Below are 12,514 nucleotides of genomic sequence, written 5' to 3'. Positions count from 1 at the left end.
GGTACTCATGCTTTACTTTTTCTTGGCGTGCCCTTGCTTGGGCACAATCGAGAAGTAAAGAATCAGCGCTATCCACGAAAAGAAGATAGCGCCAACTAGCCAGCCATTTTTTTCATGGCCTTGGCTACGCTTACTGTTAAGAATTATCATGATAGGAAAAATGTAAGCACATAAAACAATAATTAAAAAAGCAACTTCAGTCATTATTTTTCCAAGCTAAGCCAATCAACTTCACCACTTAACACCCGCTCTTGTGCGATGTAATGCAGAATATCACCCGCATTCACTGCATAATCTAGAGGTGGGTTTAAATCCATATTCTTTGCACTTAAATTATGAGCTACACCTAACAATATTGCATTATGATCGTACTTAAAATGATGAAATAATTTACCAAATTCCATGGTTTTTATATCACTAGGTATTTGTAGGCTAAATTGCGTATCACCATGCAAAGTAGATAATAGCTCTTCTTGAACACGGCTTGAGCCTGGGTCTTGCATTGAGCGCACCAAAATCTCTGCTGACTTAGTGCTACTACACTCTACATTGTGGCAATGCTCTAATAACATTTCCACTTTCGTTTCATCAAAAAAGTGTGCACTAATGTGACAATCTTCTTTGACTAAACGGCTAATACGCAGTGCAGTAGTAAATGTTTGGTCGTCATCTTGGCCATCAATAATCACTTTATCGGCATGGCGAATGGCAACGCGTTCTAATTCATCCAAATCGGTAAAACTAGTCAAACGAGCAAAATCAACATTCTCATTACTTAAAAATGGATGCTCTATTTGTTCAGTAACCGCCAATAGAATACGGCGGTCTGTACGTTTAGTATCAGCCAAAATATAGTCGATCATTTTTTTTGTTCGAGCATTATGCCAACCAAAAATAATAATGTGATTGCTACTGTGAGCAAAGTTTTTATCACCAGTCATAGCGCGCCTAATTAAGTAAGTTACTGTTTGCCCTGTTTTACCTAACAAGACACCAAATAAAGCCAAACCAAAGGGTATTTGTATTAATGCGACAATCCAACGGCCCAAGTCAGATGATGGACTTAAATCTCCATACCCTACTGTTGAAGTGGTTACCGTGTAGTAGTAAAAAAAGGTCCCTGGCGAAAGTAGTGCTTGCTCATTAGCCATAAATAATAAGCACCAAGTAAGTAGCATGTGTAAAGACGTTGCTATTACAACAGACTGCCAGCTCACCTGATCAATATGGCTGCGCAACAGCACAACAATACGTTTAAAAATATGATGCATAATTGTTTGTTAATCGATTGATTATTTAAATCATTTGGTAACACGATACTGCACATCATAACACTTAAGCAACGTTTTACTGTAATCGAAATATTCACGGTTCGTTATGAATAAAAATAAGAGTAAACTATAGTTATTAAGTTATGAGGAAAGAATGGGTCTATTATGTCAGGTGTTTTAGCGTCAGTTGATCAGCGTACTCAGCTTGTAGGTGAGAACCGTTTAGAGTTGCTACTGTTTTATTTACATAGCCGCCATTTATTTGCACTCAATGTATTTAAAATTAAAGAAGTGGTGAAGCTTCCCCGTTTAAGCAAAATACCGCACTCTCACCCTAAGGTGACGGGTGTTGCCAATATTAGGGGTGAATCTATTCCGGTGATTGATTTACGCCAAGCCATTTCTATGTCACACAAAGAACATGGTGAAGACTGTAATTTGGTAGTGACTGAATATAACCGTACCACTCAAGGTTTTTTAATTGGTAAGGTTGATCAAATAATGAACATGACCTGGTCTGATATTATGCCACCACCCAGCTCAGTCGGTAAAAATCATTACATTACTGCACTTACTAAAGTACAGCGCGACGACGTGGAGCACTTGGTAGAAATTATAGATGTAGAAAAAGTACTGGCTGAAATAGTTGAGTATGAGGTTAATATTTCTGATGGGGTGTTAGATGAAACCATAGTTAACGAGTTCTCTGGGCGAAAAATACTACACGCTGATGATTCGCCAACAGCACGCAAGCAAGTAAGCGATACGTTATCGCAGCTTGGCATCGAAATTGTTCCTGCCAGTAATGGCTTGGAAGCACTCAATATGCTTAAAGGTTGGGCCGATGAAGGCCGCGATGTTGAAAAAGAATTACTTATGGTGATTACCGATGCCGAAATGCCCTCAATGGATGGTTATCGCTTAACCTATGAAATACGTAACGACAGCCGCTTAAAAAACTTACATGTAGTACTCAACACCTCCCTAAGCGGCAGCTTTAACCAAGCCATGGTAGAAAAGGTTGGCTGTGATGCATTTTTATCAAAATTTCAGCCTGACTTACTAGTGCAAGAAGTACAAAACCGTTTAAAACATGTGTTAAGCAGCACCTAATTACAAAACTAGCAAATATCTGCTTGGGTAAATATTTGCTAGTAACACTCTCCTCATCAGCAACCTTTAAAAACCTGCCTTACTGAGTGGTTATTCAAAGCGGTGTTTGCTAATCCTAAGGTTTCATGATTAATTAGTAAATAAGTTTTCACTAACTCGTTATTAATTATGCTCAATAAAGTTGCCAGCCCGTTTACTAAGCTCGTCGAGCGCTACTTACCCGACCCATTTATATTTGTCATTTTGCTCACTATTATTACCTTGAGCATTGCGAATTTAGCGACTCCTGCAACCACACTTGAGGTAATAACATCATGGGGAAGCGGGTTTTGGAACTTACTTAGCTTTGCCATGCAAATGCTGTTGGTGCTAGTAACAGGCTATATGCTCGCCAGTACCTCTTTAATAAGTAAGTTACTAACAAAATTAGCAACGCTTGCTAATACGGCCCCAAAAGCCATTATTTTAGTGACATTTATCTCGCTTTTAGCAAGCTGGCTTAATTGGGGGTTTGGATTAGTAATTGGGGCTTTATTTGCTAAGGCTATTGCTAAGCAGACTCGAGTAGATTATCGGCTCTTAGTAGCGAGTGCTTACTCAGGTTTTGTAGTATGGCACGGCGGATTGGCAGGCTCCGTACCACTAACCATTGCCAGCGAAGGGCATTTTTCACAGGCAACAATGGGGATTATTGGCACCGAGCAAACCTTGTTCGCAGGTTTTAACATTGCGATTCTGATTGGCTTATTTATTATTATGCCGTTGGTTAACCGCTACATGCTACCGAGTGAAAAAGACAGTGTTTATATTGACCCATCACTGCTTAAGAACACTCTACTCGATAGAGTAACAATAACACGCCCTGCGCAACATTTAGAACAAAGCAAACTGCTAGGCATGGGCATTGGCTTACTCGGACTTGCCTACTTAGGTTATTACTTTTTTATCGCAGGTGGCGGCTTAAATCTCAACAGCGTGATAGCGCTTTTCTTATTTTTAGCTATCACACTGCATCAGACCCCCCACAATTTACTAAATAGCCTACAACAAGCGATTCCGAGTGGCGCGGGAATTGTAATTCAGTTCCCTTTTTATGCCGGTATTATGGCGGTTATGGTCGATACAGGGTTAGCACAACAAATATCGCAGGGCTTTATTGCCATAGCGGATGCCGATAGCTTGCCATTTTACAGTTTTATTAGTGCAGGGTTAGTTAATATGTTTGTGCCATCCGGTGGCGGACAATGGGCAGTCCAAGCGCCTATTGTTATCCCTGCAGCACAAGAGCTTGGTGCAGATATGGCAAGGGTTGCTATGGCTGTGGCGTGGGGAGATGCGTGGACGAATCTAATTCAACCCTTTTGGGCATTACCGGTATTAGCCATTGCAGGGTTAAAAGCTAAAGATATTATGGGGTTTTGCGTGGTACAGCTGATTATTACTGGGGTGTTTATATCGCTGGTATTGAGCTTTTATTAATCTAACTGGGCTGTAACTTGTATTACAGCCCGTGCTTACTTAGCTTGATAAAATCTTCATCGGTAAGCTTAATATCGCGTTTTCTGAATCTGCAAAATGCATCATCACTGCTACATGGCCTACAACTACCAGCGCATACATTACTGCCGAGAAGCCTTGGCCGTATTTATCTAATGGTAGTAAATGTGAGTAATGGCGACCGCGCCATTCAAACACAATTTCCAGCGCCCCAACAAACAAAAAGAACACTAAAAGCATTAAGCCAAACGTATAGCTAAGCCATAAACCAAATAACACGCCAAGTAAGCACACACTTAAACCAAGCCATGAGCGCATTGAGAAGCTTATGCTTTTTAGTACATGCCCGCCATCAAGCGGTAAAATAGGCAGTAAATTGAATAAATTAAGCAGTGCACTAAGCACTGCAACACCTGCAAATATTTCCATTTCCGTAGCGTAATAAAGCACTACACCAAGCACAGAAGTAAATAAACCAAAGGCAGGCCCCATAAGTGATATAACCACATCTTGCCAGCGCGTAGTTATTTTATCGTCGCTAACGGCTAACCCGCCTACAAAAGGAATTAAATAAATGCCTTTAGTTTTAATGCCAAAATACTTCATAGCTCGTACGTGGCCATATTCGTGTACCACCAGGCAAGCAATCAGCATTAACGCAAACTCAATGGTAAACAGCCAAGCATAACCGGCCACCGATGCGCTCGCTAGCGCCACTTTAACAACTTTAGCACTTTTAAATAATTTAAAGCCAAGCGCCGCGAGCCCTAAAAACCCCTTTTTAGGTGCGCCCTGTGCTGCTACAGGTAAAGCTAACTGAGTTGCAAACTGATTATTTACATATAGCGCCAAGCTTTGCTGGCTGACCTCGTTGCTATCAATACCAATTAACTGCTCATCAAGCATAAACTCGACATAATTTTCACGTGGGTTTTCAAATGCAATCGCTTGCTGATCATGAAATATTTTTACAACTTGCTGCTCTGCTATCATCAGCGTAAACGGTTGCTCTGCCAGAGAAAGTTCGACTTTTATCATTATTCTAACCATTATAAATTATGCCGCTAGTATACCTTCCCACCAAAAAAACACGAGTGAGCTAGCATCATTTTATTAGCGATAATGTAAGCTAAAAATGCCTGAAATACTGACAAAAACAATTCAAGCGACTATTTTTAATATTACAGGAAGTAAGCTTCAACTACTAAGGGCACCAATGCGAACTCAATTGCCAAATATACTCGTTGTTGATGACTCAAAAGCCATTTTAATTGTTATGAAAGCGATTTTTAATGAGCTCGAAATGCCAGAAGTTACCACTTGCTTAAGCGCAGTTACAGCACTAGAGAGAGTAAAGCCTGATATAAACTTTTATGACGCCATATTTACCGATCTGAATATGCCAGAAATGGATGGTATGGAGTTAATTCGTAACTTAGGTGAAATAGGCTATTGCGGTGCGATTGTTATTATTTCTGAAATGGATCCTAAAATAATCAGCCTAGCAGCTGATCTAGCCAAGCAGCATAATGTGCATTTAATTGGTAACCTTACCAAGCCAGTACAATTAAATCAGGTAAATATGTTACTTGCCAAAATAGCGCAGTTAAACAGCCATACCTTGTAAAAGAGCGCCCAATTACTAAAGCTAAACTTGTTAGCGCATTAAAAAATAATGAAATAACACCGTTTTACCAGCCTAAGATAAATATAAACACCAACTTTATACAAAGTGTTGAAGTATTGGCTCGTATTGTTTCAAATAAAAACGAACGCGTGATTTTACCAAGCCGTTTTATTAGCCTTGCTGAGCAATGCGACTTAATCAATGACATTACTTTTACGCTGTTTGAAAAAGCCTGCAGTGACTTAAAGCAGCTGAAAGAACAATTAGGGGAAAACTTAAAGTTGTCATTTAATATGTCGCCATGCCAGTTAAATGATTTGAACTGCCCTAATAAATTATTACAGTTATTACAAAAGCACGGCGTGCTTCCCAGTGATGTGGTTGTTGAAATAACCGAGCAACATGCCCTTTCAAGCTATACCCAACTTGAAACCTTAAACAGATTAAGAATATTTGGTTTTGGTATCTCACTGGATGATTTTGGTACTGGCTTTACTAATATTAACCAACTGAAACAGCTGCCATTTACAGAAGTAAAAATAGACCGCTCTTTTATAAGCCACATTGAAACAGATAAGTTTTCGCAAGTTGTGGTCAACTCATTGATTGATATGACTAGCCAAGAGCAACTGCAACTTGTTGCTGAGGGTGTTGAACGTCCGGAAGAACTTGCCTATCTAAAGCACTATCAAACAAATTTAGCTATACAAGGATTTTTGTTTAGTTGCCCAAAAGCAAAAGCTGAATTTATCTCGTGGGCACAACACTGGATAAAAACAGCTGCTAAAACAAATAATAACTAAGGTCTGCTGACCTTTGCTGGTTGATATTTACTAAATACCCCTAACGAGATTCATTATCCTCGGCGCTGACGATATGCTCACTATCCGCTAAACGTTGATGCCAACGTTGCTTAGCCACGGCACGCATGTTGGTAGATTGATCTCGCTCATCAACAATTTCTAAACCCATTAGCGCCTCTATCATATCTTCTAGGGTCACTATTCCTTGCACATCACCGTATTCATCAATCACTAAACAAATATGGGTACGCTTGGTAAGTAATATTTGTAATAACGACGATACGTTTTGCGTACTCGGTACTGTATAAATAGGCTTAACCAACTTACTAATCTTGTAGTCTGTACCTAAGCGGTGGTATGCCAACATAATGTCGTTTTTATGAACAAACCCTATTATATCGTCAGCATCTTTGTCGTAAATTAGCACTCGAGAGAATGACGAAGAGCCATGTTCGCTTAAGTACTGATTTACAGTAAGATCTTTATGAATTTTAAAAATAACCGTGCGCGGGGTCATTAAGTCGGTTAGTTTTGCGTGCCTAAAATGCAGTAAGTTTCGAATGATCTCTGACTCATCAGCATGAAGTGCCCCTGACTCACTGCCAATATCGGCCATCGCTTCTATTTCTTGGCGAATATAATAGGCCTCATTATGCTTTTGCCCCATCAAATTGGTTAGCTTTTGTGCAGCCCATACAAATGGCTTAAGCACTAACACCAAAATACGTAAACCATAAGTCACACTTGGTGTTAAAGCACGCCAATAGTTGGCACCCAAGGTTTTTGGAATAATTTCAGATAACACCAATACCAATAAAGTCATAATAGCAGATGCAATCCCCACTGCTGCATCTGAAAACACCACGGCGGCTTGTGCACCTACTCCTGCGGCACCAGCAGTATGGGCAACAGTATTAAGCGTTAAAATAGCTGCTAATGGTTGATCAATATTACTTTTTAGTATTTCAAGTTGTTTAGCCAGCACCGGCCGCTCTTTGCGCAACAATGCAACATAACTAGGTGAAATACTTAATAGTACGGCCTCCATGATTGAACACAAAAACGAAATCACAATCGCTGTAACCATGTAAACGATTAATAGTGTCACTTTCTCTCCGATAAGTTGGATAAATACCCGATGATAATAGCCATCATAACAATACATGCTATATTTGGCCAAATCTCCAATAACAATAGGCATAGCAATGAATTTAAGCGCACCTTGGTATCGTTACACAAGACGTTTTACTCGCTTGGCAACCCTACTCACATTAAGTAGTTTGAGTTTAACGGCATTAGCTGCCCCACTCGATCAATCAAAAATTCAGTTTATCGGCCCACTTGCAGAAGATATGCAAGCAAAGCCATTTCAGACCCCCCATGGCGACGTGATTATTAATAATCTGCTTGCACAACTTGAATCAAGTGCAGAAAGCTTTGTTGTGTTTGGTAAAAAGCATAAGTGGCAACCACTTGATAAAATTAACGCGCTTACTTTAGGCGGTTTACAAGCACTTAAATTTCATATTGAAACGGACCGGTTTACTCAAGGCTCCTTAAACATTGAAGGAATAGAGCAAGGCCAGATTTTTATCAATGGTGAGAAGCAAACTGGTGAAAACCAACGCTATCAGCTTGCTTTAAATAACGGCTCACATACCGTGGTTGTCATCGCTCAACAGGTTGCTAATTGGAATGATGTCACCTTAGAGTTTGTGCCAAAAGCAGAAACTGACGTCGTGACCCTAACGACAAATAAAACCAAGCGCTTATCGGCTAAACAATTGTTTGACGCCCCGACTATTAGCGGTTTGTCTTTGTCGCCTGATGCTAAGTATTACTTAAGTACAACAAAGCGCTTCAGCGATAAAACAGGCAACAACGCCATTACCACAACCGAGCTTAAAAATACTAATAACCAAACGGTATACCGATTTGAAGAAGTGCAGCCTAGCCAATTTACTTGGAGTCCTGATAACCAATTTTTAGTTTATTTACTCAACGGTGAATTAAAGCAGTTAAACCGTAAAACTTTCGCTATAAAAACCTTAGCCTCAGGCCTTGAGGGGACAAGCAACTTTAGCTATTACAACGATAATAGTATTCTTTTTAGCTGGTCTAAATCATCTGAAGAAACCAATAGCCTCACTAAACATCATAAAGGCTTACAAGACCGTTGGTCTTATGCCCGTACGGTTAGCCAATTATATTTACTCGATACCAACAGTGGTTTAACCAAAGCTCTGACCGAAGGCGTATTGAGCCATCAACTTGAAGATGCTAACAGCAACCGTGGAAAGCTATTAATAAGTCGCCCAATAATGGCGATGCAAGCCTCAACTCACCCAGAGACTGAGCTGGTTGAACTTACATTAAAATCCAACAGCATAAAATCATTAGGTAAATTTAAAAACTTTAATCAAGCTAAATATGCCGCAAACAATATTTATGTTGTTGCAGGCCCTGATTTTAAAAATGGTGCAGGCAGAACAATACCAAAGAACATGCTGGCTAATAATTACGATGGCCAGCTTTACTTACTAGCTGATAACGCAAAAAAAGTAACGGCGTTAAGCAAACAGTTTGACCCCGCAATTGGCACATTAGAAGTACTAAGCAATGGTGATGCGCTAATCAAAGTGACAGAGAAAGATACCCAACCACTGTATTTATTTGACCTGAGTAAACAGCGCTTTAAAAAGTTAAATACAGGCTTTGATATTGTGCAGCAATTTAGCTTTTCAAATACGCGCAATGCCCAGTTATTAATTAGTGGCAGCAATGCGTCGAGCGCTCAACAACTAAAGCGCTTAGACGTAAGTAAAAACAAGGTAGAGCTCATTTGGGATTCAAACCCGATTGCTTATGCCAATACGGTTATTCCTGCGCTTGAAGAATTTAACTTTACCAATAAGCGTGGCGTAGAAATCTCTGGCCGTGTTTACCTGCCAAACAATCTTGATAAAGCCAAGAAATACCCTGCTCTTGTTTATTATTATGGAGGCACCTCACCAGTAACACGCGGGTTTACTGGGCGTTACCCTTTTAACTTATGGGCAGCAAACGGATACGTGGTTTATGTTGTACAACCAACCGGCGCAACGGGTTTTGGGCAAACTTTTTCAGCACAACATGTAAATGCTTGGGGCGACTATACCGCCGATGACATTATGGAGGGTACAGAGGCATTTTTAGCTAAATATAATTTTGTAGACAGTAGTAAAGTAGGTAACCTTGGGGCATCTTATGGTGGCTTTATGACTATGCTGCTTGCCACCAAAACCGATATGTTTCGCGCGTCTATTGCTCATGCCGGTATTTCAAACTTAACGTCATACTGGGGTGAAGGATGGTGGGGTTATTTATACTCAGGCGAAGCCTCAAAAAATAGCTTTCCGTGGAATAACCCTCAACTTTACAGCCAGCATAGCCCTGTATTTCATGCCGATAAAGTAACCACGCCATTACTGCTTATTCACGGTGACAGTGATACCAATGTGCCTGTGGGCGAAAGCTTAACTATGTACACCGCACTAAAACTGCTTAATAAAGACGTTGAAATGATAGAATACAAAGGAGCAGATCACCAAATATTTGCGCGCGATAAACGATTTAATTGGTGGAACACTATGTTGGCTTACTTTGACAAAAAGTTAAAAAATGAACCACAATGGTGGGATTCAATGTATAAAGATTAGAACTATAATGCGCACTTTGTCGATGAAGTAAAAAAGTGCGCATTACAAAATGCAATATTATTAGACCTATTCGGAATATAATGTTACCGAAAAACAATGTTCTCTGTGTTATACAGGCCATCAATGATGCTAATATGCAAAGCTGAAACTAAAAAAATAACAGACTATGGCAATTAATGTTTTATTGGTTGAGGATGACGAATTACTCGTAAAGCGCATCCAAAATCATTTTATAAATACCGAGTTTTCTATTGACGTTGACCCCACCGGGGCCGATGCGTTAAACGTTGTTAAAAGCCGCGTAAATCAGCGCAACACTATTTCATTGGCAATAATTGATATTGTGCTACCAAAGCGCGACGGTTTACAACTTGCCAAAGAACTAAATACGCTCACCGATATTGGCGTTATCTTATTATCGAGTCGTGACTCACAAGCCGATCGAATTGCAGGCCTTGCTCAAGGTGCCGATGACTATATTTGCAAGCCGGTAGATTTACTTGAGCTTGAGCTAAGAATGCGCGCCCTATACAAACGAGTTGCCAATAATCACAGCGACGATGACAGTGAAGAGTTTATTGAATACGCCGATTTTAAGCTTCATCCAGATAATCGCACCCTTATTACCGCCAGTGGGATTGAATCACGACTGACTGAAGCAGAACACAAAGTACTTATTTGTTTGATTGGTAATGCTGGTAAAGCGACTTCCCGTGAAAAAATATCAGAAGAAATTGGCCAGCCCGATTGGAGCCCCAACGATCGCACAGTAGACGTGTTAGTGGGTCGTTTACGTAAAAAGCTGAACGATGAGAAAGATCAAAAACGTATTGTCACTGTTCGCGGTAAAGGCTATATGCTTTCAATTTAAAGCCTTAGTGTTGGGTTAACTGCGATAATAAACGCTCAAATGCCCGATAATTAAGCGCTTCTTTAAGCTCATTTAAACTGATTTGTGGCGCACCTTTTAAATCACTAATAGTTCGCGCCACTTTGATTACTCTATGATAAGAGCGCGGTGATAGCGCCAGCTTTTCACTGGCTCTGGCTAAAAACTGCAGTTCTGCAGGTGGTAACTCACAGTGCAAGCTCATCTCTTTGTTATTTAACCGCGCATTTACTTTACCTTGGCGTTTAAGCTGAACTGCATAAGCTGCTTCTACTCGTGCCCTCACCTCAGCACTGGTTTCTTCTGTAGTTGTACTTTGTAGCTCCACGCTGCTCAACCTTGGTAGTTCAATTTGCAAATCAATTCTGTCAATAAACGGCCCCGATACTCGCGATAAATAGCGCATTACCTGATCGGGTGTCGCCCGTTTATCATGATGACACCCAGTTGGACTAGGGTTAAGTGCTGCAATAAGCTGAAACTGAGCTGGAAATTCCATTTGTCTGGCCGCGCGCGAAATCGTCACTGTTCCGGTTTCCATTGGCTCGCGTAGCGAGTCTAGCACTTTACGCTCAAATTCAGGGAGCTCATCTAAAAACAAAACACCATTATGCGCTAGCGATATTTCACCGGGTTTAGGGTTAGACGAACCACCCACCAGAGCAACTGCAGAGCAAGTGTGGTGCGGGTTACGAAACGGTCGCTGACGCCAATTGGTTAAATCAATTGAATGGCCAATAATTGAATATAAAGCAGCAGTATCAATGGCTTCATCATCAGACATGGTTGGCATTATGGTAGCCATTCGTTGTGCAAGCATTGATTTTCCGGTGCCTGGTGGACCTAAAAATAGTAGATTATGCCCACCCGCAGCGGCAATTTCTAATACACGCTTTGCACCAGGTTGGCCTTTTACATCACTTAAATCGAGTAAAAAATCTGGCGCTTGGGTACAATCAGGGTAGGTAATATTGAGCGGTAAAGGTTGTTGATTGAGCAAGTCTCCCCATACCTCTTGAATAGAACTGACGGCTTTTCGTTTTACGCCACTGACTAGGCTGGCCAAACTGTCATTTTCAAGAGGCAGAAAACAGCAACGATTTTGCTCTTTAGCTCCGAGTACTGAGGGTAAAATGGCATTTACCGCACGTATTTCACCATTAAGTGCAAGCTCACCGTAAAATTCGTACTTATGAATATCAGGGCAAACTATTTGTCCCGATGCGACCAAAATACCTACCGCAATCGCAAGGTCAAATCGCCCTCCATCCTTAGGAAGATCGGCAGGTGCTAAATTAACGGTAATACGCTGATCGGGAAATCCAAATTGCGAGTTTTCTAGAGCACTACGTACTCTATCCTTGGCCTCTTTAACCGACGCCTCAGGTAAGCCGACGATATGAAAGGCGGGTAAACCATTCCCTAAATGTACTTCAACCATCACTTCGGGGGCGTTGATCCCCACCTGAGCGCGAGAAAATATACGGGCTAACGACATTCCTTATCCTAGGGTCTGCTGACCTTTCAAGGTTAAATTTGCAGCAGTCTGTTTGGTATTTAGGCAAGGCAGAGCCTATGTCGTGTGGTTACTCCCCATAAATAGGCGATAACGCAGC

Annotated in this window: 9 protein-coding genes and 1 pseudogene; 5 read left to right on the top strand and 5 right to left on the bottom strand. The window is 40.8% G+C overall.

Features of this window, described 5'->3' with window-relative positions; translation table 11 throughout:
- Positions 1-12: 12 nt before the first annotated feature.
- Together CWB76_RS05050 and CWB76_RS05045 are read right to left on the bottom strand one after the other, a co-directional pair.
- Positions 13-204, bottom strand: a complete 192-nt coding sequence (locus CWB76_RS05050) for a hypothetical protein (RefSeq protein ID WP_010391937.1) — start codon at positions 202-204, stop codon at positions 13-15.
- Positions 204-1,271, bottom strand: coding sequence for a potassium channel family protein (locus CWB76_RS05045; RefSeq protein WP_109875670.1), 1,068 nt, complete (start codon positions 1,269-1,271; stop codon positions 204-206). Before CWB76_RS05045 ends, CWB76_RS05050 begins: the two co-directional genes overlap by 1 nt.
- A gap of 165 nt (positions 1,272-1,436) precedes the next feature.
- Between CWB76_RS05045 and CWB76_RS05040 the strand changes: the two genes are divergently transcribed.
- Positions 1,437-2,384, top strand: coding sequence for a chemotaxis protein CheV (locus tag CWB76_RS05040; protein ID WP_138605943.1), 948 nt, complete (start codon positions 1,437-1,439; stop codon positions 2,382-2,384).
- Between the two features lie 168 nt (positions 2,385-2,552).
- Positions 2,553-3,863 carry a short-chain fatty acid transporter gene (locus CWB76_RS05035; RefSeq protein ID WP_138605941.1) on the top strand — a complete coding sequence of 437 codons (1,311 nt, stop codon included), beginning with the start codon at positions 2,553-2,555 and terminating at the stop codon, positions 3,861-3,863.
- Positions 3,864-3,902: 39 nt separating this feature from the next.
- Here the strand turns inward: CWB76_RS05035 and CWB76_RS05030 are convergent, their stop codons facing one another.
- Entirely contained in the window at positions 3,903-4,919 is a 1,017-nt protein-coding gene (locus tag CWB76_RS05030; protein WP_138605939.1) for a metalloprotease, read from the bottom strand.
- Positions 4,920-5,097: 178 nt separating this feature from the next.
- Between CWB76_RS05030 and CWB76_RS05025 the strand changes: the two are divergent.
- A pseudogene (locus CWB76_RS05025) lies at positions 5,098-6,311 on the top strand (EAL domain-containing response regulator).
- A 40-nt stretch (positions 6,312-6,351) separates the two neighbouring features.
- Here the strand turns inward: CWB76_RS05025 and CWB76_RS05020 are convergent.
- The gene (locus CWB76_RS05020) at positions 6,352-7,419 is read right to left on the bottom strand and encodes a CNNM domain-containing protein (RefSeq protein WP_138605937.1); all 1,068 of its coding nucleotides are present in this window, start codon (positions 7,417-7,419) and stop codon (positions 6,352-6,354) included.
- 97 nt (positions 7,420-7,516) lie between these two features.
- Here CWB76_RS05020 and CWB76_RS05015 point away from each other — a divergent pair, with 97 nt between their 5' ends.
- Both CWB76_RS05015 and CWB76_RS05010 read left to right on the top strand, forming a co-directional pair.
- Positions 7,517-10,009 (top strand): alpha/beta hydrolase family protein, encoded by a 2,493-nt coding sequence (locus tag CWB76_RS05015; RefSeq protein WP_138605935.1) that lies wholly within the window; start codon positions 7,517-7,519, stop codon positions 10,007-10,009.
- Between the two features lie 166 nt (positions 10,010-10,175).
- Positions 10,176-10,880, top strand: a complete 705-nt coding sequence (locus CWB76_RS05010) for a response regulator transcription factor (RefSeq protein WP_138605934.1) — start codon at positions 10,176-10,178, stop codon at positions 10,878-10,880.
- A 4-nt stretch (positions 10,881-10,884) separates the two neighbouring features.
- Here CWB76_RS05010 and CWB76_RS05005 read toward each other — a convergent pair whose 3' ends face one another.
- The gene (locus CWB76_RS05005; RefSeq protein ID WP_138605932.1) at positions 10,885-12,396 is read right to left on the bottom strand and encodes a YifB family Mg chelatase-like AAA ATPase; all 1,512 of its coding nucleotides are present in this window, start codon (positions 12,394-12,396) and stop codon (positions 10,885-10,887) included.
- Positions 12,397-12,514 lie beyond the last annotated feature (118 nt).

It is taken from the genome of Pseudoalteromonas sp. S1609 (assembly GCF_005887255.1).
Lineage (GTDB): Bacteria > Pseudomonadota > Gammaproteobacteria > Enterobacterales > Alteromonadaceae > Pseudoalteromonas.
This window is presented reverse-complemented; position numbering and strand designations above follow the sequence as displayed.

Bases quoted from the DNA above. Each gene is read 5' to 3' on its own strand.
- CWB76_RS05045 (WP_109875670.1), bottom strand. From the start codon at position 1,271: ATGCATCATATTTTTAAACGTATTGTTGTGCTGTTGCGCAGCCATATT.
- CWB76_RS05035 (WP_138605941.1), top strand. From the start codon at position 2,553: ATGCTCAATAAAGTTGCCAGCCCGTTTACTAAGCTCGTCGAGCGCTAC.
- CWB76_RS05005 (WP_138605932.1), bottom strand. From the start codon at position 12,396: ATGTCGTTAGCCCGTATATTTTCTCGCGCTCAGGTGGGGATCAACGCC.
- CWB76_RS05015 (WP_138605935.1), top strand. From the start codon at position 7,517: ATGAATTTAAGCGCACCTTGGTATCGTTACACAAGACGTTTTACTCGC.
- CWB76_RS05040 (WP_138605943.1), top strand. From the start codon at position 1,437: ATGTCAGGTGTTTTAGCGTCAGTTGATCAGCGTACTCAGCTTGTAGGT.
- CWB76_RS05030 (WP_138605939.1), bottom strand. From the start codon at position 4,919: ATGATAAAAGTCGAACTTTCTCTGGCAGAGCAACCGTTTACGCTGATG.
- CWB76_RS05010 (WP_138605934.1), top strand. From the start codon at position 10,176: ATGGCAATTAATGTTTTATTGGTTGAGGATGACGAATTACTCGTAAAG.
- CWB76_RS05050 (WP_010391937.1), bottom strand. From the start codon at position 204: ATGACTGAAGTTGCTTTTTTAATTATTGTTTTATGTGCTTACATTTTT.